Annotated in this window: 24 protein-coding genes; 15 read left to right on the forward strand and 9 right to left on the reverse strand. The window is 70.4% G+C overall.

Going from position 1 to position 24,183, the window contains the following annotated elements; translation table 11 throughout:
- Positions 1-5: 5 nt before the first annotated feature.
- The 3 genes from rpoH to ftsY all read right to left on the reverse strand — a co-directional run bounded on the left by rpoH (position 6) and on the right by ftsY (position 3,005).
- Positions 6-947, reverse strand: coding sequence for an RNA polymerase sigma factor RpoH (rpoH, locus tag QTH87_RS08180; protein ID WP_286608415.1), 942 nt, complete (start codon positions 945-947; stop codon positions 6-8).
- Between the two features lie 112 nt (positions 948-1,059).
- Positions 1,060-1,521 (reverse strand): Mpo1 family 2-hydroxy fatty acid dioxygenase, encoded by a 462-nt coding sequence (locus tag QTH87_RS08185; protein ID WP_286608416.1) that lies wholly within the window; start codon positions 1,519-1,521, stop codon positions 1,060-1,062.
- Between the two features lie 98 nt (positions 1,522-1,619).
- Positions 1,620-3,005, reverse strand: coding sequence for a signal recognition particle-docking protein FtsY (ftsY, locus tag QTH87_RS08190; protein WP_286608417.1), 1,386 nt, complete (start codon positions 3,003-3,005; stop codon positions 1,620-1,622).
- 29 nt (positions 3,006-3,034) lie between these two features.
- On the opposite strand from ftsY, the gene QTH87_RS08195 reads away from it, so the two are divergent.
- From QTH87_RS08195 to pcp, 8 genes are read left to right on the forward strand one after another with little or no spacing between them, the layout of a single operon-like run.
- Positions 3,035-4,495 carry a M16 family metallopeptidase gene (locus tag QTH87_RS08195; RefSeq protein ID WP_286608418.1) on the forward strand — a complete coding sequence of 487 codons (1,461 nt, stop codon included), beginning with the start codon at positions 3,035-3,037 and terminating at the stop codon, positions 4,493-4,495.
- Positions 4,496-4,503: 8 nt separating this feature from the next.
- A complete protein-coding gene (locus tag QTH87_RS08200; RefSeq protein WP_286608419.1) occupies positions 4,504-5,853 on the forward strand; it encodes a M16 family metallopeptidase in 1,350 nt (449 codons plus the stop codon).
- A gap of 37 nt (positions 5,854-5,890) precedes the next feature.
- On the forward strand, positions 5,891-6,565 hold the full coding sequence (locus tag QTH87_RS08205) for an RsmD family RNA methyltransferase (RefSeq protein WP_286608420.1): 675 nt from the start codon (positions 5,891-5,893) through the stop codon (positions 6,563-6,565).
- 42 nt (positions 6,566-6,607) lie between these two features.
- Positions 6,608-7,111, forward strand: coding sequence for a pantetheine-phosphate adenylyltransferase (gene coaD, locus QTH87_RS08210; RefSeq protein WP_286608421.1), 504 nt, complete (start codon positions 6,608-6,610; stop codon positions 7,109-7,111).
- A complete protein-coding gene (pxpB, locus tag QTH87_RS08215) occupies positions 7,108-7,767 on the forward strand; it encodes a 5-oxoprolinase subunit PxpB (protein WP_286608423.1) in 660 nt (219 codons plus the stop codon). The genes coaD and pxpB overlap by 4 nt, the downstream gene beginning before the upstream one ends.
- Entirely contained in the window at positions 7,767-8,825 is a 1,059-nt protein-coding gene (locus QTH87_RS08220) for a 5-oxoprolinase subunit C family protein (protein WP_286608424.1), read from the forward strand. The genes pxpB and QTH87_RS08220 overlap by 1 nt, the downstream gene beginning before the upstream one ends.
- Entirely contained in the window at positions 8,815-9,552 is a 738-nt protein-coding gene (gene pxpA / locus QTH87_RS08225; protein ID WP_286608425.1) for a 5-oxoprolinase subunit PxpA, read from the forward strand. The genes QTH87_RS08220 and pxpA overlap by 11 nt, the downstream gene beginning before the upstream one ends.
- Complete coding sequence (gene pcp, locus QTH87_RS08230) at positions 9,549-10,208, forward strand: pyroglutamyl-peptidase I (protein WP_286608426.1); 660 nt, start codon at positions 9,549-9,551, stop codon at positions 10,206-10,208. The genes pxpA and pcp overlap by 4 nt, the downstream gene beginning before the upstream one ends.
- A 23-nt stretch (positions 10,209-10,231) precedes the next feature.
- Here pcp and QTH87_RS08235 read toward each other — a convergent pair whose 3' ends face one another.
- Complete coding sequence (locus tag QTH87_RS08235) at positions 10,232-10,948, reverse strand: alpha/beta fold hydrolase (protein ID WP_286608428.1); 717 nt, start codon at positions 10,946-10,948, stop codon at positions 10,232-10,234.
- A gap of 132 nt (positions 10,949-11,080) precedes the next feature.
- Between QTH87_RS08235 and QTH87_RS08240 the strand changes: the two genes are divergently transcribed.
- The 7 genes from QTH87_RS08240 to glxR all read left to right on the forward strand — a co-directional run bounded on the left by QTH87_RS08240 (position 11,081) and on the right by glxR (position 18,010).
- Positions 11,081-11,758, forward strand: coding sequence for a histidine phosphatase family protein (locus tag QTH87_RS08240; protein ID WP_286608429.1), 678 nt, complete (start codon positions 11,081-11,083; stop codon positions 11,756-11,758).
- Positions 11,759-11,842: 84 nt separating this feature from the next.
- Positions 11,843-12,649, forward strand: a complete 807-nt coding sequence (locus QTH87_RS08245; protein ID WP_286608431.1) for a phytanoyl-CoA dioxygenase family protein — start codon at positions 11,843-11,845, stop codon at positions 12,647-12,649.
- A gap of 43 nt (positions 12,650-12,692) precedes the next feature.
- Complete coding sequence (locus QTH87_RS08250) at positions 12,693-13,748, forward strand: LacI family DNA-binding transcriptional regulator (RefSeq protein WP_286608432.1); 1,056 nt, start codon at positions 12,693-12,695, stop codon at positions 13,746-13,748.
- A gap of 95 nt (positions 13,749-13,843) precedes the next feature.
- Positions 13,844-14,803, forward strand: coding sequence for a Bug family tripartite tricarboxylate transporter substrate binding protein (locus QTH87_RS08255; RefSeq protein WP_286608434.1), 960 nt, complete (start codon positions 13,844-13,846; stop codon positions 14,801-14,803).
- 142 nt (positions 14,804-14,945) lie between these two features.
- Complete coding sequence (gene gudD, locus QTH87_RS08260; protein WP_286608436.1) at positions 14,946-16,277, forward strand: glucarate dehydratase; 1,332 nt, start codon at positions 14,946-14,948, stop codon at positions 16,275-16,277.
- Between the two features lie 52 nt (positions 16,278-16,329).
- A complete protein-coding gene (locus QTH87_RS08265; RefSeq protein ID WP_286608438.1) occupies positions 16,330-17,118 on the forward strand; it encodes an HpcH/HpaI aldolase family protein in 789 nt (262 codons plus the stop codon).
- 13 nt (positions 17,119-17,131) lie between these two features.
- Positions 17,132-18,010 carry a 2-hydroxy-3-oxopropionate reductase gene (gene glxR / locus QTH87_RS08270; protein WP_286608440.1) on the forward strand — a complete coding sequence of 293 codons (879 nt, stop codon included), beginning with the start codon at positions 17,132-17,134 and terminating at the stop codon, positions 18,008-18,010.
- On the opposite strand, the gene QTH87_RS08275 is transcribed toward glxR, so the two are convergent.
- The 5 genes from QTH87_RS08275 to QTH87_RS08295 all read right to left on the reverse strand — a co-directional run bounded on the left by QTH87_RS08275 (position 18,011) and on the right by QTH87_RS08295 (position 24,179).
- Entirely contained in the window at positions 18,011-19,348 is a 1,338-nt protein-coding gene (locus tag QTH87_RS08275) for a tetratricopeptide repeat protein (protein WP_286608441.1), read from the reverse strand. It abuts the gene before it with no gap.
- A 26-nt stretch (positions 19,349-19,374) separates the two neighbouring features.
- Complete coding sequence (locus tag QTH87_RS08280; protein ID WP_286608442.1) at positions 19,375-20,781, reverse strand: amidase; 1,407 nt, start codon at positions 20,779-20,781, stop codon at positions 19,375-19,377.
- Complete coding sequence (locus QTH87_RS08285; RefSeq protein ID WP_286608443.1) at positions 20,778-22,274, reverse strand: ABC transporter substrate-binding protein; 1,497 nt, start codon at positions 22,272-22,274, stop codon at positions 20,778-20,780. The genes QTH87_RS08280 and QTH87_RS08285 overlap by 4 nt, the downstream gene beginning before the upstream one ends.
- Before the next feature lie 82 nt (positions 22,275-22,356).
- Positions 22,357-23,193 carry an ATP-binding cassette domain-containing protein gene (locus tag QTH87_RS08290; RefSeq protein WP_286608444.1) on the reverse strand — a complete coding sequence of 279 codons (837 nt, stop codon included), beginning with the start codon at positions 23,191-23,193 and terminating at the stop codon, positions 22,357-22,359.
- Positions 23,190-24,179 carry an ABC transporter ATP-binding protein gene (locus QTH87_RS08295; protein WP_286608445.1) on the reverse strand — a complete coding sequence of 330 codons (990 nt, stop codon included), beginning with the start codon at positions 24,177-24,179 and terminating at the stop codon, positions 23,190-23,192. Before QTH87_RS08295 ends, QTH87_RS08290 begins: the two co-directional genes overlap by 4 nt.
- Positions 24,180-24,183: the final 4 nt, after the last annotated feature.

Here is a 24,183-nt window from a genome sequence, read left to right on the forward strand (position 1 = left end):
GCGAATCAGGCGTATTCGGCCAGTGCCTTCTTCATCTTCTTCATCGCCGCGACCTCGATCTGGCGGATGCGCTCGGCGCTCACGCCATACACCGCGGCCAGGTCGTGCAGCGTCATGCCGCCCGAACCGTCGTCGTTCACCTTGAGCCAGCGTTCCTCGACGATGCGCCGGCTGCGGTCGTCGAGCGCTTCCAGCGCGGTCGAGATGCCGTCGGTCGACAGCCGGTCGCGCTGGCGCGATTCGATCTGCGCCGTCGGCTCCTGCGTGGCGTCGGCAAGATAGGCGATCGGGCCGAAGCCTTCGTCGCCATCGTCGGACGGGCTCGGGTCGAGCAGCACGTCGCCGCCCGACAGCCGGGTTTCCATCTCGAGCACCTCCTCGGGCTTGACGTTGAGGCGGGTCGCCATCTGCGACACCTCGTCGGGGCTCAGCGTCTCGCGGTGCGTGCCGGCATCGGCCGCTGCCGCGTCGGCCTTGAAGCCCTGCTTCATCGAGCGCAGGTTGAAGAACAGCTTGCGCTGCGCCTTAGTCGTGGCGACCTTGACCATGCGCCAGTTCTTCAGGATGTACTCGTGGATCTCCGCCTTGATCCAGTGCATGGCGTAGCTCACGAGCCGCACGCCCTGGTCGGGGTCGAAGCGCTTCACGGCCTTCATGAGGCCGACATTGCCTTCCTGGATCAGGTCGCCATGCGGCAGACCGTAGCCCAGGTATTGGCGGGAGATGGATACAACTAGCCGAAGATGCGACAGGATGAGCGCACCGGCAGCTTCGAGATCGTTGTTGTCACGCAGCTTGCGCGCGAAACCCTGCTCTTCCTCGAGCGTGAGCAGCGGCAGGCGGTTGGCTGCCGAGATGTAGGCGTCCAAGTTACCCAGCGGGGGCACCATCGACCAGGGGTTGGCGACGGCGAGCTGGTTGGCAGAGGCTCCAGACAAGGTTGTCATTGGGGAAACTCCTTCTTTCAAGGCCATATTAGCACTCGGTTAGAGAGAGTGCTAAGGCAAGGGTTCCCCCTGATTTCTATGGGGCCGATAGCCTGGCCCTACCCGGGCCGGACTACCACCGTACTCCCAGCCGCCGGAACAGCAGCGACCAGACGAACAGCGGGCCGACCCAGAGGTATTGGATGTCCTCGAAGAAGGAAGGTTTCCGGCCCTCGACCTTGTGGCCGATGAACTGGAAGATCCAGGCCACCACGAAGATGGTGGCGCAGATCGGCAGCACAAGGTCTCCCATCGCATGCACCAGCGCCAGCGCGAGGACGATCGAGCCGAGCATCGACAGCAGGAAGACCGGCGAGCGCAGCGTCACGTAGTAGACCGCGCTCGCGGCAACGAAGGCGTAGGCGACCCACGGGTGCAGCGCGTACAGCAGGCCGACCAGGCTCAGCATGATCGCGGGGATCGCGAACACGTGGATCGCTTCGTTGGTCGGGTGGCGATGGCTCTCGCCGTAGTGGGCGAGCAGGCGGTCGACCTTGCGGTCGGTGCCTGCCAGCGGGGCGGCTGCGGTGTTCATGTGGCGGTCTCCGATGCCTCTTGGCGGGCGCCGACGATGATGCCAGAGGGCGGTCGCGCCGACAAACCGGGACGACCCCGAGACCGGTCGCCGTGGCGTCAGATGCCGAGCAGCGCCTGGGCGAATTCGCGCGCGTCGAAGGTCTCGAGGTCCTCGAGCTTTTCGCCGACGCCGATGAAATAGACCGGCACCGGCCGTTCGCGCGCGATCGCACACAGCACGCCGCCCTTGGCGGTGCCGTCGAGCTTGGTGACGATCAGGCCGGTCAGGCCGAGCGCCTCGTCGAAGGCCTTGACCTGCATCAGCGCGTTCTGGCCGGTGTTGCCGTCGATGACCAGCAGCACCTCGTGCGGCGCGGTCGGCTCGGCGCGCTGGACCACGCGCTTGATCTTCCTGAGCTCGTCCATCAGGTGGATCTGGGTCGGCAGCCGCCCGGCGGTGTCGACCAGCACCACGTCCTTGCCACGGGCCTTGCCCGCATTGACGGCGTCGAAGCTCACGGCAGCCGGGTCGCCGCCTTCCTGGCTCACGATCTCGACGGTGTTGCGGTCGGCCCAGACCATCAGCTGCTCGCGCGCGGCGGCGCGGAAGGTGTCGGCCGCGGCCAGCAGCACCGAAGCGCCCTCGTTGGCCAGGTGCTTGGTGAGCTTGCCGATCGACGTGGTCTTGCCGGCGCCGTTGACGCCGGCCACCATGATCACGGTCGGCGTGTACTCGCCGATCACCAGCGATTTCTCAAGCGGGCGCAGCAGGTCGGCGATGGCGTCGGCCAGCAGCGACTTGACCTGCGCGGCATCGGTCGCCATCGTGCTCTTGACGCGGCGGCGCAGGTCCTCGAGCAGGTGCTCGGTGGCCTTGACGCCGGTGTCGGCCATCAGCAGGGCCTCTTCGAGTTCGTCGTAGAGCGCGTCGTCGATCTGGGCGTTGACGAAGGTGGCGGCGATGCTGTTCCCGGTCTTGCGCAGGCCTTGGCGCAGCTTGCCGAGCCAGCCGCTGCGTTCGGGCGCGGGCGGCGGCGTGACCGGAGTCGGCGCGGGAACGCGTGCGGCCGGGGCGGGGGTGAATGCGGGGGCGGAAGCGGCGGCGGGTGCGGGTGGAAGTGCGGTTGCGGGTGCGATTGGTGCGAGGGCGGGTCCGGCGGCGACTGCAGGTGCCAGTGGCGGCACTGGCCTGGGAGCCGGAGCCGCTATCGGCGTGGCAGCCGGCGCTGCGCTGGGCGTGGTTGCAGGCACAAGCGCGGGCGGCGCGGGCGCAACGACCGGCGCCGGTGCCGCCAACGGCGCCGGTGCTGCCAACGGCGCTGCCGTCGGCGCGGGAGCCGGGGCATCCTCGGCCGGTGTGGCGGCGGGCTTGCCGCCGAACCAGGACGACGGGGAGAACACGGATTTGGCTGCAGGCGCGGGCGCAGCCGGCGGCGGGCTCTGGGGCTCCGGAGCCGGCGCCGGGCTCTCGACCGCAGGTTTTTTCTTGAAGAAACTGAACATTGAGCGCTTTTTACAATCGGACCCATTCTATGAAACACCCCTTGCCACGCCGCGCTGCGTCGGGTGCGGTGCTGGCTTCGGTGCTTTTCGCATCGTGGGCCGTGCCTGCCATCGCACAGAGCGCGCCTCCGTCCCCGGTCTCTCCGGCCGCATCCGCCACAGCGCCGGCCGCCGCCCAGCAGTTCACGCTCGCCAACGGCATGACCCTGATCGTCAAGCCCGACCGGCGCGCGCCGACCGCGGTCCAGATGCTGTGGGTGCGGGTCGGATCGATGGACGAGGTCGACGGCACCTCGGGCGTGGCCCACGTGCTCGAGCACATGATGTTCAAGGGCAGCAAGGCGCTCAAGCCCGGCGAATTCTCGCGCCGCGTCGCCGCGCTGGGCGGGCAGGAAAACGCCTTCACCACGCGCGACTACACGGGCTACTACCAGCAGATCCCGGCCGACAAGCTCGAGCAGATCATGAAGCTCGAATCCGATCGTTTTGCCAACAACCAGTGGCCGGACGACGAATTCAAGCGCGAGATCGAGGTCGTCAAGGAAGAGCGCCGCATGCGAACCGAGGACCAGCCCCGCGGCCTGCTGGGCGAGCAGCAGAACGCCGCGGTGTTCACGGCTTCGCCCTACCACCGGCCCGTGGTGGGCTGGATGAGCGACCTCGAGGCCATGACGCCCGCCGACGCACGCGAGTTCTTCCAGCGCTGGTACGTGCCCGCCAACGCCGCGATCGTGGTGGCCGGCGACGTCGACGTCGCGCAGGTACGGGCCTGGGCCGAGAAGTACTACGGCTCGATCCCGGCGCGCGCCGTGCCCACCCGCAAGCCGCGCACCGAGCCGGCCCAGCGCGGCATCCGCCGCGTCGAATTCAAGGCACCGGCCGAGCAGGCCTACGTGTCGCTGGCCTATCGCGCGCCGCAGATCGAGGCGTCCGACAAGCTCGACGGCGACAACGACCCCTATGCGCTGCTGGTGCTGGCCGCGGTGCTCGACGGCTACCCGGGCGCACGCCTCGACCGCGCACTCACGCAGGGCCCGGATCGCGTCGCCGACTCGGCCGGGGCCTATGCCGGCTTCGTCGGCCGCGGGCCGCAACTGTTCGGTCTCGATGGCGTGCCGGCCGCGGGCAAGACGCCCGAAGCGGTCGAGGCCGCCTTGCGCGCCGAGGTCGCCAAGGTGGCGCGCGAAGGCGTGGGCGCGGCCGAGCTCGCGCGCGTCAAGACGCAATGGGTGGCGAGCGAGACCTACAAGCTCGACTCGGTGATGGCGCAGGCGCGCGAGCTGGGCAGCAACTGGGTGCAGGGCCTGCCGCTGGACGCCAACGCGAAGATCATCGAACGGCTGCAGGCCGTCACGGCCGAGCAGGTGCAGGCGGTGGCCGCGAAGTATTTCGGCGACGACCAGCTCACGGTTGCCACGCTGCGGCCGCTGCCGCCCGACACCACGCGCCGTCCGCGCGCACCCGCAGCGCCGGCCGGCGACCTGCGTTGAAGGAAACCATGTCCCCCAACAAAACAACGACGCTGCGCGCCGTGCTTCTCGGCGCCGCATTCTTCCTGCTGGCCGCCGGCGCGCAGGCCGCGATCCCGATCCAGCACTGGACCCTGGCCAACGGCGCCCGGATCTACCTGGCCGCCACCGATGCATTGCCGATCGTCGACGTGCAGATCGACTTCGACGCCGGTTCGCGGCGCGATCCGCCGGCCCAGTCCGGCCTGGCCGGCGTGACCGCCGAGATGGTCGAGAAGGGCATCCGCGCCAGCGGCAGCGAGCCCGCGATGGACCAGAACGCGCTCGGCGAAGCCTGGGCCGACCTCGGCGCCGAGTTCAACGTCGGCGCCGGTGCCGACCGCACCAGCATCACGCTGCGCTCGCTGGCCGATCCGGTGCTGCTGAACAAGGCGGTGCGCCTGGCCGCGCGCGAGATCGGCGAGCCGGCCTTCCCGGACGCCATCTGGCAGCGCGAACGCGAGCGGCTCAATGCGGCGATCCGCGAGGCCAACACCAAGCCCGCCACCGCGGCCGGCCGTGCCTTCGCACAGGCGGTCTACGGCGACCATCCCTACGGCCAGGACACCACCGAAGCCACGCTCGCGCGCATCGACGTCGCCGCCATGCGCCAGCGCTGGGAGCAGCTGATCGTGCCGTGCCGGGCCAAGCTCAGCATCGTCGGCGCGGTCACGCGCGCGCAGGCCGAGAGCATCGCGAACGAGCTGCTGTCGCGGCTGCCGGCATCGCCGGCCGGCTGTCCGCCGCTGCCGGTGGTGCCCGAGGTGGCGCCGCTGGCTGCCGCCAAGGAACAGCGCATTCCCTTCGCCTCGGCGCAGTCCCACGTCGTCATCGGCGAGCCCGGCTACAAGCGCACCGACCCCGATCACTTCGCGCTCACGCTCGGCAACTACATCCTGGGTGGCGGCGGCTTCGTGTCGCGCCTGACCGAGCAGGTGCGCGAGAAGCGCGGCCTGGCCTACAGCGTCTACAGCGGCTTCTCGCCGGGGTTGCACGCGGGTGCCTTCCGGGTGGCCTTCCAGACCCGGCCCGACCAGGCCGACCAGGCCGTCAAGGTGGCGCGCGAGGTGGTGGCGCAGTTCGTCGCCGACGGCCCGACCGCGGCCGAGCTCAAGGCTGCCAAGGACAACCTGATCGGTGGCTTTCCGCTGCTGCTCGACAGCAACCGCAAGCTCGTCGGCAATGTGGCGAACATCGCCTGGAACGACCTGCCGCTCGACTACCTCGACACCTGGACGGCGCGCATGAACGCGGTCACGGCGGCCGACGTCAAGGCCGCCTTCGCGCGCAAGCTCCAGCCCGAGCGCATGGTCACGGTGATCGTGGGCGGCAAGCCTTGAGCGTTTCGCTGCGGTCCGCAGCCGTTAAGCTCCGCCTGTGAAACCGAAGTCCAGAACCCCCGCGCCGGCCAAGACCGGCGCCGATGCCAAGGCCGCCACCGCGGCCAAACTCGCGAAGGCACCGCATTTCGTCCGCATCATCGGCGGCCAGTGGAAGCGCACCCGGCTCGCAGTCGCCGACAAGCCCGGCCTGCGTCCGACGCCCGACCGCGTGCGCGAGACCCTGTTCAACTGGCTGGCCAGCCTGGCCGGTGTCGGCGGCGGCGAACTGCCGGGCTGGCATTGCGTGGATGCCTTCGCGGGCACCGGCGCGATCGGCCTCGAGGCCGCATCGCGCGGCGCCGCCTCGGTGCTGCTGTGCGAGCAGGAACCGGCGCTGGTGGCGCAGCTTCAGTCCCTCAAGACCAAGCTCGACGCCGCCGCAGTGCGCATCGAGCGCGGCAACGGCGTGACCGCGCTCGAGCGCACCCCGGCCGGCAGCCTGCACGTGGTCTTCCTCGATCCGCCGTTCGAGAACCCGGCCGTCTACGAGCCGGCACTGCGGGCGGCGCTGAAGGCGCTGCGACCCGAAGGCGTGATCTACCTCGAGGCCGCGCGTCGCTGGAGCGACGACGAACTGGCGGCGCTCGGGCTGGTGCTGTTTCGCCATCTCAAGGCCGGTGCGGTGCACGCGCATCTGCTGCAGCCGGCCGCGGCGAACGCCGCTGCATAATCCGCCGCACCCGCCACGACGGCCGCACCAGGAGGAAGCCCCATGTCCAGCAACGTGATTGCCGTCTACCCCGGCACCTTCGACCCCATCACGCTGGGCCACGAGGACGTGGTGCGGCGCGCGACGCAGCTGTTCTCGCGCGTCATCGTCGCGGTTGCCGCCGGCCATCACAAGAAGGCGCTGTTCACGCTGCCCGAGCGCATCGAGATGGCGAGCGAGGCGGTCAAGCCCTACAGCGACCAGGTCACGGTCGAGAGCTTCTCCGGACTGCTGCGCGACTTCGTGGTCGCGCGTGGCGGCAAGGCGATGGTGCGCGGCCTGCGCGCGGTGACCGACTTCGACTACGAGTTCCAGCTCGCGGGCATGAACCGCTCGCTGATGCCCGAGGTCGAGACCGTGTTCCTGACCCCGAGCGACAAGTACCAGTTCATCTCGAGCACCTTCGTGCGCGAGATCGCGATGCTCGGCGGCGAGGTCGACAAGTTCGTCTCGCCCAACGTGCAGGACCGCCTGCTCGCCAAGGTCCGCAGCCTCGGCCGCGAATGACCATTCCCGCGCTTCGCCTGCATGCGCTGGGCGAGGCCGCGCTGCTGTGCGAACTGCCGCCGCCCGCCACGCTCGCGCACCAGCAGCGCATCTGGGCGCTGGCCACCGAGGCGCTGCAGTGGCGCGGCGTGCACGAGGTGCTGCCGGGCATGAACAACCTGAGCCTGCTGTTCGATCCGACGCAGGTCGATGCGGCCGAGCTCGAGATGCAGGTGCTCGCGGCCTGGCCGCAGCTGGCCGCCAGCGGCGTCCAGGGCCGGCGCATCGAGATTCCCGTGGCCTACGGCGGCGAAGCCGGGCCCGACCTGGCCGAGGTCGCGCGGCACACCGGCCTCTCGCCGGCCGAGGTGGTGCGGCGCCACAGCGGGGGTGACTACGTGGTCTACCTGCTCGGCTTCCTGCCGGGCTTCGCCTTCATGGGCGGCCTCGCGCCCGAGCTCGCGACGCCGCGCCGCGCCGAACCGCGCGTGGCCGTGCCTGCGCGCTCGGTCGGCATCGGCGGCGAGCAGACCGGCATCTATCCGCTCGTTTCGCCGGGCGGCTGGCAGCTGATCGGCCGTACCTCGCTCGAGATGTTCGACCCCGGCGCGGCCGAGCCGACCCTGCTGCGGCCCGGCGACCACGTCCGCTTCGTGGCCGAGAGCGTGGAGCTCTGATGGCCGCAGCGCACGGACTCACGGTGCTGCGCCCCGGCATGCTGGCCTCGGTGCAGGACCTGGGCCGTCCCGGCCATCGCCAGCTCGGCATCTGCCCCGGCGGCGCGCTCGACACCCTCGCGCTGACGCTCGCCAATCGACTGGTCGGCAACGACGACGGCGCGGCCGGGCTCGAACTGACGATGGGCAACTGCGAGCTGCGCTTCGAGACCGCGACCCGGATCGCGATCACCGGCGACGACTTCGGCGCCGCGCTCGACGGCGTGCCGCTGTGGGCTTGCTGGAGCGTGCCGGTGGCGGCCGGGCAGGTCTTGCGCCTGTCGGGTGCCAATCATTCGCCGTCGAAGAAGGGGCTGCGCAGCTGGCTCGCGGTGGCGGGCGGCATCGACGTGCCACCGGTCCTCGGCTCGCGCAGCACCGACCTCAAGGCCGGCTTCGGCGGCCACCAGGGCCGGGCGCTGCGCAAGGGCGACCGGCTCCTGCTGGGCCCCTCGGCTCTCGACGCACGGCAGCTCGCCGCCCGACCCTTCGGCGTGCGAGCCCCCGAAGCGGCGCCTCGCGGCCACGCGGACCCGGTCGACGACGCCACCGTGCTGCGCGTGCTTCCCGGCCCCGAGTTTGAGCAGTTCACGGCCGCCTCGCTCGAGGCGCTTTGGCGCGACCCGTGGCGCATCACGCCGCAGAGCAACCGCATGGGCAGCCGGCTCGAGGGCTTCGAGCTCAAGCGCCGCCGTGCCTTCGACATGCTGTCCTCGGCCGTGATCCCGGGCACGATCCAGGTCCCGCCCTCGGGCCAGCCGATCATCCTCATGGGCGACGCCCAGACCACCGGCGGCTATCCGCGCATCGGGGTCGTGATCCAGGCCGACCTGTGGAAGCTCGCGCAGGCGCCGCTCGGCGGCTGGCTGCGGCTCGAGCAGGTCGATGCGGCGGCCGCGCTGTCGGCCTTGCAGCAGCGCCGGCGCTACCTCGCGCAGGTGGCGCAGGGCCTGGCCTCGGCGGGCTGGCGCGTGGCGGCGCAAAATCCGGTCGAAGGAGCAAGAAGTCATGCAGATTGACCTCAACGCCGACCTCGGCGAAGGATGCGACAACGACGAAGCCCTGCTCGGCCTCGTGAGCTCGGCCAACATCGCCTGCGGCTGGCATGCAGGCGATGCCCGCACCATGCAGCAGTGCGTGCGCTGGGCGATCGCCAACGGCGTCGCGATCGGCGCCCACCCGAGCTTTCCCGACCGCGAGAACTTCGGCCGCAGCACCATGAACCTGCCGCCCGAGGAGATCGTCGCGGGCGTGCTCTACCAGGTCGGCGCGCTGGCCGCGATCGTCAAGGCCGAAGGCGGGCGGCTCGCGCACGTGAAGCCGCACGGCGCGCTCTACAACCAGGCGGTCAAGGAGCCGGCGCTGGCCGCCGCGATCTGCGAGGCGGTGCGCCGCTTCGACCCTTCGCTGCGCTATTTCGGACTCGCGGGCAGCGGCATGATCGACGCCGCTGAGCGCGCGGGCCTGACGCCGGTCGAGGAGGTCTTCGCCGACCGTGGCTACATGCCCGACGGTAGCCTGGTGCCTCGAAGCCAGCCCGGCGCCCTGATCGAGGACGAGGAGGCTTCGCTCGCGCAGACGCTGTCGCTGGTGCGCGATCACCGGGTGCGCGCCATCGACGGCAGCCTGGTGGCGGTCAATGCGCAGACCGTCTGCCTGCACGGCGATGGCGCCCACGCGCTGGCCTTCGCGCGCCGCATCCGCGAGCGCCTGGCGGCCGAAGGCATCGCGGTCGCCGCCACGTGAACGTCCTTCTGACCGGCTTCGAGCCCTTCGACCAGGACGCGATCAATCCGTCCTGGGAAGCGGTGCAGTCGCTCGATGGCTGGCGCTGCGAAGGTGCCGTGGTGCATGCGCGCCGCATCTCCTGCGTGTTCGGTGCGTCCTTGCGCGAACTCGATGCCGCGATCGACGAGGTGCAGCCGCATCTGGTGCTGTGCGTCGGACAGGCGGGCGGCCGCAGCGAGATCACGCCCGAGCGCGTGGCCATCAACGTCGACGATGGCCGCATCTGCGACAACGCCGGCTGCCAGCCGATCGATGCGCCGGTGGTGCCCGGTGCACCCGCGGCCTATTTCGCCAGCCTGCCGATCAAGGCCATGGTGCGCGACTTGCGCGCCGCGGGCATTCCGGCCGCGGTGTCGAACACGGCCGGCACCTTCGTCTGCAACCACCTGTTCTTCGGCCTCATGCACCGCATCGCGAGCCGGCCCGTGGCGCCCGGCATGCGCGGCGGCTTCGTTCACATCCCCTACCTGCCACAGCAGGTGACGCGGAGGCCGGACCTTGCGGGCCTGCCTGTCATGGCGCTCGAGACGGTGGTCGCCGGCCTTCGCATCGCCATCGCGACCGCGCTCTCGGTGCGCGAGGACCTGCGCGAAAGCGGCGGGCAGCTGCACTGATCCTGCGCTGCCGCAAGAAAGGTTCAGCGTGCCGAAAGCAGGCGCTCGAGCCAGCGCACGAGGATCGCGTTGACCGCCTCGGGCTGCTCCATCGTGAGCATGTGGCCGCACCGTGCAATCCATTCGAGCTCGGCCTGCGGCACCAGCGCGGCGATCTCGCGCGCGCAATCGGGCGGCGTGAGCCGGTCGCCGTCGCCGCACATCACGAGCACCGGGCAGCGCAATCGCGGCAGGTGCGCGCGCGCATCGGGGCGCTGCATCACGGCGCGGTTCTGGCGCACCAGCTGGACGGCGCCGGCATCGAGCACCAGCGAGACATAGCGCGCGACCAGTTCGGCGTCACCGACGTGCGACGCGTCGAAGGCGAAGCCCGCGTTGTTGACGATCACGTCGCGTGCATCGCCGCGTTCGAACAGCTCGATGGCCGCCGACCGCAGTTCGTAGAGCTCGGGCGTCTCGGGTGCCGCGTTGGTGCCGAGCAGCGCAAGGCCCGCGATGCGCCCGGGCGCCTGGCGCGCGGCTTCCATCGCGACCATGCCGCCCATCGAGGCACCGCAGAGGATCAGCGGGCCGGGATGCTCCTCGAGCACGGCCGCCGCCATCGTCTCGATGCGGCCGTGGCGCATGTGGGCGTCGCTCACGCGAACATCGAGGCCGGCGGGCAGGGCGGGGATCTGCGCGGCCCAGAGGCGTTCGTCGCAGGCAAGGCCGGGCAGGAGCACGAGTCGTGGTGTGGGCATGCGGCGATTCTCGACGCAGGGCACGGCCGGCGCACGCAGACCCGCGATGACCCGCGGCGAGCCGGCGGCGAGCGCACGAGCCGCGCACGGTCATCACGCTGGCATGGTCCCTGCGGGACAATGGGCTCAGACATGCCCATCACCACCGACCTCATCCTGATCCGCCACGGCGAGACCGACTGGAACCGCGAACTGCGCTTCCAGGGCCACATCGACGTTCCCCTCAACGACATGGGCCACGAGCAGGCGCGCCGGCTCGGGCTGCGGCTGGCCGGCGAGCCGGTGCAGCAGATCGTGAGCAGCGACCTGCTGCGTGCGCAGCAGACCGCGACGCCCGCGGCGCGCCAGCTGGGGCTGGAGTTCCTCACCTCGGTGGGTCTGCGCGAGCAGCATTTCGGCGTCGTCGAAGGCATGCGCGCCGACGAGATCCGCGAGGCGCATCCGCGCGCCTGGGAGGACTGGCTGGAATTCCGCGAAGACCACGCGATGCCCGAGGGCGAATCGGCGCGGCAGTTCCATGCCCGCATCATCGGGGCACTCGGGCGCATCGCAACCGAGTACGAAGGCCAGCACCTGCTCGTCGTCACGCACGGCGGCGTGCTCGACATGGTGTGGCGCACCGCCCGCGGCCTCGGGCTCAACGGGCCGCGCCAGAGCGAGATCCCGAACGCGGGCTTCAACCGCATCCGCATCGCCGATGCCGCGCAGCCCGACCGGATCGAGGTCGTCGAGTGGGCCGACACGCGCCACCTCGCGGACCTGCCGCCGCAGCCGACCTACGACCAGAGCCGGCACCTGAAGAACCGATAGGGCCGCGGGCCGCCTCGCAGTAACGCCGCGCAGCGCCGCGCCGCAGCCCGACTGCCCATAATGGTGCCCTCACGAGGGGCATGCATGGCACGACTGTCGACTCCCGAAATCGCGCACTACCGGTCCGAGGGCTGGGTCATCCCGCAGTTCAGGCTGCCCGAGCCGCAGGTCGCTTCGGTGCGCGACGCACTCGACGAGCTGATCCGGAACAACCCGGGCGTGCGTCCCGAGAAGCTGGTCTCTGCCCATGTCGAGGGCGACAACGGCGAAGGCGTGCGCGGCAGCCGCCGCTTCCTCGATCTCGCGATGGACCCCGCGATCGTCGAACTGGTGTCGGGCGTCATCGGCGACGACGTCGTGCTGTGGGGCTGCCATGTGTTCTGCAAGCCGCCTGCCGAAGGCTACGAGACGCCCTGGCACCAGGACGGCCACTACTGGCCGATCCGCCCGCTGGCCAATTGCACGGTGTGGGTCGCGCTCGAGCCGTCCACGATCGAGAACGGCTGCCTGCGCGTGATCCCGCGCTCGCATCTCGACCGGCAACTGCATCCTCACCTGCACGAGGACCGCAGCGACCTGACCCTGAACCAGCGCATGGCCGATGGCGTCTTCGACGAGGCCGACGCGGTCGACCTCGAGCTGCAGCCGGGCCAGATGTCGCTGCACGACGTCTACATGATCCATGGCGCCAAGGCCAACACCTCGGCCCGGCGCCGCACCGGCGTTGCGTTGCGCTACATGCCCGCGACCTCGGTCTTCGAGCGCGACCTGCGCCCCTCCGAGGGCAAGACCGGCGTGGCGGTCGACTTCGCACGGCGCCCGCTCTGGCTGCTGCGCGGCGTCGATCGCAGTGGCCGCAACGACTTCGAGATCGGCCATCGCCGCCATTGAGATTCCGAGGGCGGTAGCGCTACCCGAGTTCTAGAATCGGCGCATGAGCATCAGCAAGGGCGCCGACGGCAGCAACGACGAACCCCCGGTACGGCGCGCCCGGCGCAGCAGTGGCGCGGTCACGCTGCACGATGTAGCCAAGCTGGCCGGCGTGGCGCCGATCACGGCCTCGCGGGCACTGAGCACGCCGCGCCAGGTCTCGGCCGAGGTGCTGCAGAAGGTGACGGCGGCGGTCGAGCGCACGGGCTACGTGCGCAACGTGCTGGCGGGCGGCCTGGCCTCCACGCGCAGCCGGCTCGTGGCCGCGGTGGTGCCGACCATCGCCGGGCCGGTGTTCCTCCAGACCGTGAATGCGCTCACGCAGGCGCTGGCCGAGCGCGGCTACCAGCTCATGCTGGGCCAGAGCGGTTACGTCGATTCGCGCGAGGACGCGCTGCTCGAAGCCATCATCGGGCGCCGACCCGACGGCATTGTGCTGACCGGCATCATGCATTCGCCCGAGGGCCGCAAGCGCCTGCTGGCCGCCGGCATTCCGGTGGTCGAGACCTGGGACCTGACGCCGACGCCACTGGACATGCTGGTCGGCTTCTCGCACCCGGCCGTCGGGCGCGCGGTGGTCGAGTTCCTGCACGCCCGTGGCCGACGCCGCCTCGCGGTGGTGGCGGGCGACGACGAGCGAGCCCGGCGCCGCCTCGAAGCCTTCCAGGAAGCGGCGCACCACCTCGGCCTGCCCGAGGTCGCGGTCGTGGTCGTGCCGGCGCCGACCACGCTCAAGAGCGGCCGCGCCGCGCTCGTCCGGCTGCTGGAGGCGGCGCCGCAGATCGACGCCGTGTTCTGCAGCTCCGACCTGCTGGCGCTCGGCGTGATGACCGAGGCGCAGGCGCGCGGCCTGGCGGTGCCCGCGCAGCTGGCCGTGGTCGGCTTCGGCGACCTCGAATTCGCGGCCGACCTGCATCCGGCGCTGACCACCGTGCGCATCGACGGCACCGCCATCGGCCGGCAGGCGGCGCAGTTCATCATCGCGCGCGCCGAGGGCGGGCAGGTCGGTCCTCGCCTGGTCGACATCGGCTTCCAGATCATCGAGCGCGACAGCGCCTGATCGGTACAAACACCTAGTCGGACGGCTTGAAGACCGCGTTCGGTAGCGCTATCATTTAACCCTGTTAGGTAGCGCTACCATTCAAGGAGACAGACATGAGAAAAGCTTTGATCGCGGTTGCCCTCGGCCTCACGGCCCTCGCCGTCCAGGCCCAGGACTGGCCGCAGAAGGCCGTCACGCTGGTGGTGCCGTTCCCGCCCGGCGGCTCGACCGACATGGTGGCGCGCGCCATGGCGCCCAAGCTCGGCGAGAAGCTGGGCCAGACCTTCCTGGTCGACAACAAGGCCGGCGCCACCGGCACCATCGGTGCCACCCAGGTCAAGCGTTCCGCCCCCGATGGCGCCACCTTCCTGGTCACCTCGCTCGGTCCGCTGGTGATCGCCCCCCACCTGATCAAGGGCATGCAGTACGACGCCCTCAACGACTTCGACCTCATCACGGTGGCGGTGCAGGCGCCCAACGTGCTCGTGGTGCCCGCGAGCTCGCCCCACAAGACCGTGGCCGACGTGATCGCCTTCGAGAAGAAGAACCCCGGCAAGATGACCTTCGCCTCCTCGGGCAACGGCTCGAGCGACCACCTGACGGCCGAGCTCTTCTGGCAGCAGACCGGCACCACCGGCCTGCACGTGCCTTACAAGGGCGGCGCCCCGGCGATCACCGACCTGCTCGGCGGCCAGGTCGATGCGTCGTTCCAGAACGTCAACGCGGTGGTGTCGCACATCAATGCCGGCAAGCTGCGCGCGCTCGCGGTGACGGGCGACAAGCGCTCGCCGGTGCTGCCGAACGTGCCGACCGCGGCCGAAGCCGGTGTGAAGAACCTCGAGGTCTATTCGTGGCAGGCAGTGGTGGCGCCCAAGGGCCTGCCACCCGCCGTGCGCAGCAAGGCGCATGATGCGATGGCCGCCGCCCTCAACGACCCGGCCGTGAAGCAGCAGTTCGGTGCCATCGGCCTCGAGGTGGTCGCCAACACGCCCGAACAGTTCGCCAGGTTCCAGCAGCAGGAGTTCGCGCGCTGGAAGAAGGTGATCGAAACCGGCAAGATCACTGCAGACTAGGCTCGCCCCCAGGTTGGCTCTCCTCGTGCAGCCGCCCACGCCCGACTGGGGGCAGCACCAGCGGCCCGGCAAGGCCGGTTCCGCGGCGTTTCCCGCCTCGGCTGCAGACGGACTACCGTCGTCATCAACTATTGGACTTTCCATGTCGAATGCCACTCCCCTCGTCACCGAACTTCGCGTGATCCCGGTCGCGGGCCGCGACAGCATGCTGCTGAATCTGAGCGGCGCCCACGGCCCCTTCTTCACGCGCAACCTGCTGATCCTCAGCGACAACGCCGGACGCACCGGCGTCGGCGAGGTGCCGGGCGGCGAGAAGATCCGCCAGACCCTCGAGGACGCACGCGGCCTCGTGGTCGGCCAGTCGATCGGAAATTGCCAGCAGGTGCTGCAGCAGGTGCAGCGCCAGTTCGCCGACCGCGACAGCGGCGGCCGCGGGCTGCAGACCTTCGACCTGCGCACCACCATCCACGCCGTGACCGCGATCGAGTCGGCACTGCTCGACCTGCTGGGCCAGCACCTGGGTGTGCCGGTGGCGGCGCTGCTCGGCGAAGGCCAGCAGCGCGAGGCGGTCGAGATGCTCGGCTACCTGTTCTATGTCGGCGACCGCGACAAGTCCGATCTGCCCTATGCGCGCGAGGCCGACGCCGACAACGACTGGTTCCGCCTGCGCCACGAGAAGGCGATGACGCCCGAGGCGATCGTGCGGCTGGCCGAGGCGGCACGCGAAAAGTACGGCTTCAACGATTTCAAGCTCAAGGGCGGCGTGCTGCGCGGCGACGAGGAAGTCGATGCCATCGTGGCGCTGCACGAGCGCTTCTCCGATGCCCGCGTCACGCTCGACCCGAACGGGGGCTGGCTGCTCAAGGACGCCATCCGGCTGGGCCAGCGCATGCGCGGCGTGGTCGCCTATGCCGAGGACCCCTGCGGTGCCGAGGAGGGCTTCTCGGGCCGCGAGGTCATGGCCGAGTTCCGCCGCGCCACCGGCCTGCCGACCGCCACCAACATGATCGCCACCGACTGGCGCCAGCTGAGCCATGCGCTGTCGCTGCAGTCGGTCGACATCCCGCTGGCCGACCCGCACTTTTGGACCATGGCCGGCTCGGTGCGCGTGGCCCAGACCTGCCGCGACTGGGGCCTGACCTGGGGCTCGCATTCGAACAACCACTTCGACGTCTCGCTCGCGATGTTCACGCAGGTCGGCGCCGCCGCCCCGGGCCGCGTCACCGCGATCGACACCCACTGGATCTGGCAGGACGGCCAGCGGCTCACGAAGGAGCCGCTGCAGATCGTCGGCGGGCTGGTGCAGGTGCCGAAGAAGCCGGGCCTCGGCGTCGAGCTCGACATGGCCGAGGTCGACAAGGCCCACCAGCTCTACAAGCAGCATGGGCTCGGTTCGCGCGATGATGCGGCTGCGATGCAGGCGCTGATCCCGGGATGGAAGTTCGATCCCAAGCGGCCGGCGTTCGATCGCTGACGCGCCACACACATACGGTCGACAACCGCGACCGATCGAAGGAGACTGAGCCATGAGAGAAAACCGCCTGCGCACGCTGTGGAAATCGGGAGGCGCCGCGGTCAACGGCTGGCTCGCGATCCCGAACGGCTTCTCGGCCGAGACCATGGCCCACCAGGGATGGGACTCGCTGACCATCGACCTGCAGCACGGCGTGGTCGACTACCAGTCGATGATCCCGATGCTGCAGGCGATCTCGACCACCGACACGGTGCCCGTGGTGCGCGTGCCCTGGCTCGACCCCAGCGCGCTCATGAAGGCGCTGGACGCCGGCGCCTACGGGGTGATCTGCCCGATGATCAGCACCCCCGACGAGGCCGCCCGGCTGGTCGCCTACACGCACTACGCCCCGCGCGGCACGCGCAGCTTCGGCCCGGTGCGGGCACTGCTCTACGGCGGTGTCGACTATCCGCAGCACGCCAACGACACGATCGTCACCTTCGCGATGATCGAGACCGCGCAGGCGCTCGACAACCTCGACGCCATCATGTCGGTCGAAGGCCTGGACGCGGTCTACATCGGCCCGTCGGACCTGTCGCTCGCGCTCGGCTGCAGGCCGGTGTTCGACGACGTCGATCCGCCGGCCCAGCAGGCCATCGACCACATCCTCGAACGCGCCAAGGCGCACGGGCTGGTTGCAGGCATCCACAACGGCACGGCCGAGGGCGCGCTCGCGCGCATCGCGAAGGGCTTCCAGTTCGTCACCGTGAGCTCGGACGCGCGGCTCATGGCCGCGGGCTCGCAGCAGCTGCTGTCGAAGATGCGCGCCACACCGGCCGCGCCCGGCTCCTCCTCTTACTGAAAGGAAACACCCCATGAAGATCGGATTCATCGGCCTCGGGATCATGGGCGCCCCGATGGCGCAGAACCTCATGAAGGCCGGCCACGAGATGATCGTGCGCACGCGCAGCAAGGTCCCCGACGCCCTCCAGGGCGCCACCGTCTGCAAGACCAACGCCGAGGTCGCGCGCGCGGCCGAGGTCGTGATCCTCATGCTGCCCGACACGCCCGACGTCGAGCAGGTGCTGTTCGGCGAGGACGGCGTCGCCTCCGGCCTCGGCAAGGGCAAGACCGTGATCGACATGAGCTCGATCGCACCGATGGAGACCAAGCGCTTCGCGAAGAAGATCAACGAGCTCGGCAGCGACTATCTCGACGCGCCGGTGTCGGGCGGCGAGGTCGGCGCCAAGGCCGCGAGCCTGACCATCATGGTCGGCGGCGACGAGGCGGTGTTCGAACGCGCGAAGCCGCTGTTCGAGGCCATGGGCAAGAACATCACGCTGGTGGGCGGCAACGGCGACGGCCAGACCACCAAGGTCGCGAACCAGATCATCGTGGCGCTCAACATCGCGGCGGTCGGCGAGGCGCTGCTGTTCGCGAGCAAGGCCGGCGCCGATCCGGCCAAGGTGCGGCAGGCGCTAATGGGCGGCTTCGCGGCCAGCCGCATCCTCGAGGTGCACGGCGAACGCATGATCAAGCGCACCTTCAACCCGGGCTTTCGCATCGCGCTGCATCAGAAGGACCTGAGCCTCGCGCTCGCGGGTGCCAGGGAGATGGACGTATCGCTGCCGCAGACCGCCTCGGCCGCGCAGCTGATGCAGTCGTGCGCCGCGCACGGCTGGGACCAGCTCGACCACTCGGCGCTGGTGAAGGCGCTCGAGGCCATGGCCGCGCACGAAGTCGCGCCGGGCTGATCAGTCGAACGCGGGCAGGCCGAGGCGATTCATCACCGCGCCCGCCTGTCGCCGCAGCCGCAGCGATTCGGGCTGGCCATTGCGCTGCTGCTGCAGGATGCCCTGCGCGCCCGTGAGCGATGCTTCCGTGCCGAGGCGCACCAGCGCATCCAGGTACACCTGCTCGAAAAGGTCGCGCTGGGCGTGACTGCCGCCGATCTCGACCAGCCTCGGCAGCGCGAGACCCAGGCCTTCGACCGCGCCCGCGTGGTCGCCGCGCGCATGGGCGTGCAGGCCGATCGCCGCGGGCACGCAGACGCGCTGCCAGGCATCGCGGGTGGATGGCGGTGCGGTCGGCGCGAAGGCCTCGATGCGCTGCAGCAGCGTGTCGGCCTCGGGCCGGCCCGCGCGCGCGAGGCCGTAGAGGTACTGCAGGTCGAGGAAGGGCAGCACGTGGTCGTCGAGCCGCGTGGCCAGCCAGGGCGCCAGCGCCTGCCAGCGATCGCCCGCATCGATGTCGGCGAGCTCGAAGCGCGCGAGCAGCGACACCGCACCGATCTGGTCCTGCGAATAGTCGGGCACCACGCCCCACACACGGCGGTCGTAGACCTCGAGCGCCTCGGCATCGCGGCCGAGGTCGATCAGGAACAGCGCCACGTGCCACCAGTTGTGCGTGACCATGAAGGAGTTGAGCCCGGTCCAGGTGTCGCTCACCGCGCGCATGAATTCCAGGCCTTCGGCCAGCCGGCCCTCGGTCAGCATCACGTGGCCCAGCGCGTGGTGGGCCCAGGGTTCCTTGCGTCGCATCGCGATCGCCTGCCGTGCGCTGGCCTCGGCCTCGCGCATCAGGTGACACTGCTCGTAGCCGAAGGCTGCCATCCCGTGCAGGTAGGGCACGTCGGCTGCGGCCGGCAGCGCGGCCAGCGCGAGCCGCAGCATGCCGGGGCAGTCGCCGGTGTTGAAGCAGTGGTACTGGCCGAGCTTGAGCGAGGCCAGGTCGCGCGGATGCTCGCGCGCCAGCTCCTGGTGCAGCGCGATCGCGCGGGCGATGTCTCCCCGGGCCCACGCCGCGACGGCTTCGATGTAGCGGCGCTCGCGCGGCGTGGCGCGTGCCGCGCCTGCCTGCGCCTGCGCGAGGAAGGGCCGTGCATTGGCGGCTGCATGCTTCGACTCGGCGAACAGGTGCAGCGTGGCGCAGTAGGCCTGCACGAGCGGGCTGGTGTCGTCCGCCGCCGCCAGCGCGTCGACCGCGCGCGCCTCGCAGGAGATGAAGCCCTCGACGAAAGCGTCGATCGCGCGCAGGCTCGCGGCGCCGTCGTCGGCCGTGACCGGATTGCCGAGGCTGTCGGTGAAGCTCATGGGGCTTCGCGCTCCGGCAACTGGATTCAGCCGCGCGGCGGCTCGGGCCAGGGCCGCTGCGGCTCGCGGATCAGCTCGAAGGCGCGCGACACCTGCAGCACGCCGAGGTCGTCGAAGCGCCGTCCCGCGATCTGCAGGCCGATCGGCAATCCGCCGCTGGAATAGCCGCAGTTGATCGAGGCCGCGGGCTGCTCCGACATGTTGAACGGCACCGTGAAGCCGATGTGCTCGAGCGGCCGCAGCGGGTCGTTGGTGGGCGAGGGCGCCTCGGCCGCGGCGGGCAGGTTCGGCGCCACCGGCGAGATCACGTAGTCGTAGCCGGCGCAGGCCGCCACGGTCGCGACCCGCGTGGCGTGGAACTGGCTGAAGGCGCGAAACACGTGCTCGCCGTCGAAGCCCTCGGCGCTGTCGGCCCAGGCCCGGATGTAGGGCAGCACGCGGGCGCGCTGTTCGGGCCGCAGCGCCTGCATGTCGACCCGCGAGCGCATGCGCCACAGGTGGTCCATGCCGTCGAGCATGGCCTGGGTCATGAAGGGCCGCATCGGCTCGACGACGGCGCCGGCCTGCTCGAAGAGGCGGGCCGCATGCTGCACGGCGGCCAGCACCTCGGGGTCGACCGGCAGGCCGCAGCCGGCATCGAGCAAGAGGCCGATGCGCAGGCCGCGCAGATGTGCGGCGTCGACCTCGAAGTCGTTCCATGCGATGTCCTGCGCGGGCAGGCTCATGCTGTCGCGCGCGTCGGGCAGCGAGAGCGTCTGCATCATCAGCGCGGCGTCGCCGACGCTGCGCGTCATCGGGCCGGCCGCGCGTCCCATGTACGGCGGGTCGATCGGAATCCGGCCCAGGCTGGGCTTGAGCGTGAAGATGCCGCACCAGCTCGCGGGCAGGCGCAGAGAGCCGCCGATGTCGGTGCCGATGTGCAGCGGGCCGTAGCCTGCGGCGGCGGCCGCGCCGGCGCCGGCGCTCGAGCCGCCCGGCGTGCGCGACAGGTCCCAGGGATTGCGCGCCAGCTGGTGGAAGCTCGACAGGCCCGAGGACAGCATGCCGTAGTCGGGCATGGTGGTCTTGCTCACGATGACCGCGCCGGCTTCCTTGAGCCGTGCCGCGGGTGGCGCGTCGGCTGCCGCGGGCTGCAGGTCGACCGCCGCGGTGCCGGCCGGCATCGGATCGCCGCGCGTCGCGATGTTCTCCTTGACCGTGGTCGGCACGCCGTCGAGCGCGCCGAGCGGCTCGCCGCGCTGCCAGCGGGCCTCGGAGGCGCGCGCCTGCGCGAGCGCTTCCTCGGGGCGCAGCAGCCAGGTGGCCTGCAGGTGGGGCTCCCAGCGCTCGATGTGGGCCAGCACCGATCGCGTGACCTCGACCGGCGACAGGCGCCCGGCGCGATAGGCCGCCAGCAGCTCCCGCGCCGACAGCGCGTGCAGCGCGTCGCTCACGACCAGGACAGCGACGACAGGTCGTTGACGAAGATCGGCATTTCCTTCCAGAGGCCCTTGACGTTCTTCTTCGCGATGACCGGGAACTGCGGCTGGAACAGGAAGCCGTTGGCGGCGTCGTTGGCCAGCATGCGCTGGGCCTCGCCGAGCAGCTTGTTGCGCTCGGCCACGCTGCCGGTGGCCTTGATCTTGTCGAACAGGGTGCTGAAGTCCTTCGACTGGTAGCCCCAGTAGTAGTCGGGCTTGGCGTAGTTGCCGAGATCGAAGGGCTCGACGTGCGAGACGATGCTCAGGTCGTAGTCGTGGCCGCCGCCATAGGTGGCGCTGAGCCACTGGGCCCATTCGACGTTCTGGATCTTCACGTTGATGCCGATCTTGGCCAGCTGCGCTGCGATCACCTCGCCGCCCTGGCGCGCGTAGGGCGGCGGCGGCAGCGTCATCGTGAGCTCGAGCGGCGTCTTCACGCCGGCCTCGGCCAGCAGTTGCTTGGCCTTCTCGATGTTGAACGGGTTGATCGCCGTGGTGTCGACGTAGCCCGCGGCGCCCGGCACGTAGTGGCTGCCGATCGGCACGCCGAAGCCGTCGGCCGCGCCCTCGATCACGGCCTTGCGGTCGATCGCCATCGAGATCGCGCGGCGCACGCGCGGATCGTCCAGCGGCTTGCGCTTGTTGTTCATCGCGAGGATGGTCTTGGCGCGCGAGCCGCCGAGGATCACCTGGTATTGCGGGTTGTTCCTGAACTGCGGCACCACGCGCGTCGCGATGCGCGGGAAGGCGTCGACGTCGCCGGCCAGCAGCGAGGCGGCCTGCGCAGCCGGGTCGGAGATGAAGCGGAAGGTCACCTTGTTGAGCTTGGCGGCACCCGGGTTGCGGAAGCCGTCCCACTTGCTCAGCGTGAGCGAGCTGCCCTTGTTCCAGCTGTCGAGCTTGTAGGGGCCGGTGCCGACCGGCTTGGTGACGTTGGTGTCGGCGCTCTTGGGCTCGACGATCACGGCCGTGGCCTGGCCCAGCACGAAGGGCAGGTCGGGATCGATTTCCTTGTTGATCAGCACCACCGTGTGGTCGTCGACCACCTGGGTGCTGATGTTCGCGAAGGTGCGCTTGTCCTTGTTGGTGCTCTTCTCGGCGCCCGCGCGGTCGAACGAGAACTTGACCGCCTGCGCGTTGAACGGCTCGCCGTTCTGGAACTTGACGCCGCGCCGCAGCTTGAAGGTATAGGTGCGCAGGTCGGGCGAGACCTCCCAGCTCTCGGCCAGCAGCGGCGAAACCGTGCCGTCGGCGTTGATCTTGGTCAGCGTCTCGAGGATGTTGTATTGCACGATCTCGGCGATCGCGGAGGCCGCACCTGCCGTCGGATCCAGGCCCGGCGGTTCGAGCGTCATGCCGAGCACCATCGCGTCCTTTCCGCGGCCCTGGGCCAGCGCGGACTGCGGCAGGGCGAGCGGTACGGAGGCGAGTGCGACGGTGGTCAGAAGAGTGCGGCGATTCAACATGGTTGGAAGCTCCAGGGAAAGGCGGATCGGAAATCGAACGTTACATCATCGCGAACGCCCGTCGCGACGGCAAGCATCCGGCTCATGCAGAGGCCAGCGGCTCGGCCCGCGGCACCGCGGCCAGCAATGCCTGCGTGTAGGGATGCTGCGCATGCGCGAACAGCTGCTGCGGCGCACCGCGCTCGACCACCAGGCCGCGGTGCAGCACGCAGACCTCGTCGCACAGGTGGTTCACGACCGCGAGGTCGTGGCTGATCAGCAGGTAGCTGATGCCGAACTGCTGCTGCAGGTCCTGCATCAGGTTGAGCACCTGGGCCTGCACCGAGACGTCGAGCGCGCTCACCGGCTCGTCGGCCACGATCAGCTTCGGCCGCGTGATCAGCGCCCGCGCGATCGCGATGCGCTGGCGCTGGCCGCCCGAGAACTCGTGCGGGTACTTGTGCAGGTCGCTCGTGCGCAGGCCGACGGCCGCCAGCGACTCGCCGGCGCGTTCGCGCTGCTCGGCACGGCTGGTCTCGGCCAGCGCCTCGAGCGGCTCGGCGACGATGCGTGCCACGGTCTGGCGCGGATCGAGCGAGCCGTAGGGGTCCTGGAACACCATCTGCAGGTCGCGACGGGCGGCGCGCAACTCGGCCCGGGGCAGTGCATGCAGGTCGCGGCCCAGCAGCTTCACGCTGCCCGAGGTGGGCCGGTCGAGTGCCATCACGAGCCGCGCGATGGTCGACTTGCCCGAGCCCGATTCGCCCACGATGCCCAGGCTCTGGCCGGGCCGCACGCTGAAGCTCACGCCGTTGAGTGCCTTCACGCTGGGCGGCGCGCCGAACAGGCGCTCGCGCGGCAGCGTGTAGTGGCGCACCAGGTCGCTCACCTCGAGCAGCGGCACGGACTCCGGATCGGGATCGAAGGGGCGCGCCGTCATGCCGTGGCCTCCGCGGCGGCCGCGATCTCGTCGAGCCGGATGCAGCGCACCCGGTGGTCGTGCGGCAGCGCCACCGGCGGCGGCCGCGCCACGCTGCAGGCGTCGACCGTGTAGCTGCAGCGGCCCGCGAAGGGGCAGCCCGGCGGCAGGTCGATCAGCTCGGGCACGCTGCCGCGGATGGTCGCGAGCCGGGTGCCGCGCGGCGCCCCGAGCGCGGGCCGGGCCGCGAACAGCCCCTGCGTGTAGGGATGCGCGCGCTCGGCGAAGACCGCCGCGGTCGGGCCGCTCTCGACCACGCTGCCGCCGTACATCACGAGCATCTTCGAGACGCTCTCGGCGATCACGCCGAGGTCGTGCGAGATCAGGATCAGCGCCATGCCGCGCTCGGCGACCAGGCTGCGGATCAGTTCGAGGATCTGCTTCTGGATCGTGACGTCGAGCGCGGTGGTCGGTTCGTCCGCGATCAGCAGGTCGGGCCCGCAGGCCAGCGCCATCGCGATGCCGATGCGCTGCCGCTGCCCGCCCGAGAACTGGTGCGGATAGGCATCGAGGCGCGAGGCCGCATCGGGAATGCCCACGCGCTCTAGCAGCGCCAGCGCCTCCTTGCGCGCCTCGGCGGCCGACAGCCCGCGATGCAGCCGCAGCGGTTCGCCGACCTGGCGCGCGATGGTGTGGACCGGGTTCAGCGCGGTCATCGGCTCCTGGAAGATCATGCCGATGCGGTCGCCGCGCAAGGCGCACATCGCGCGCTCGGGCAGGCCGACCAGTTCCTGGCCGTCGAAGCGGATGCTGCCGCTGACCTTGGCGGTGGCCGGCAGCAGGCCCATCAGAGACTGCACCGTGATCGACTTGCCGCAACCCGATTCGCCGACGATGCCGAGCGTCTCGCCGCGTTCGAGCGTGAAGCCGATGCCGCGCACGGCCTCGGCCGGGCCGCGCTGGGTCTGCAGCAGCACGTGGAGGTCGTCGACTTCGAGCAGGGCCATGTCG

Origin of the sequence: Variovorax jilinensis, assembly GCF_030316885.1 — a bacterium.
Taxonomy (GTDB): domain Bacteria; phylum Pseudomonadota; class Gammaproteobacteria; order Burkholderiales; family Burkholderiaceae_C; genus Variovorax; species Variovorax jilinensis.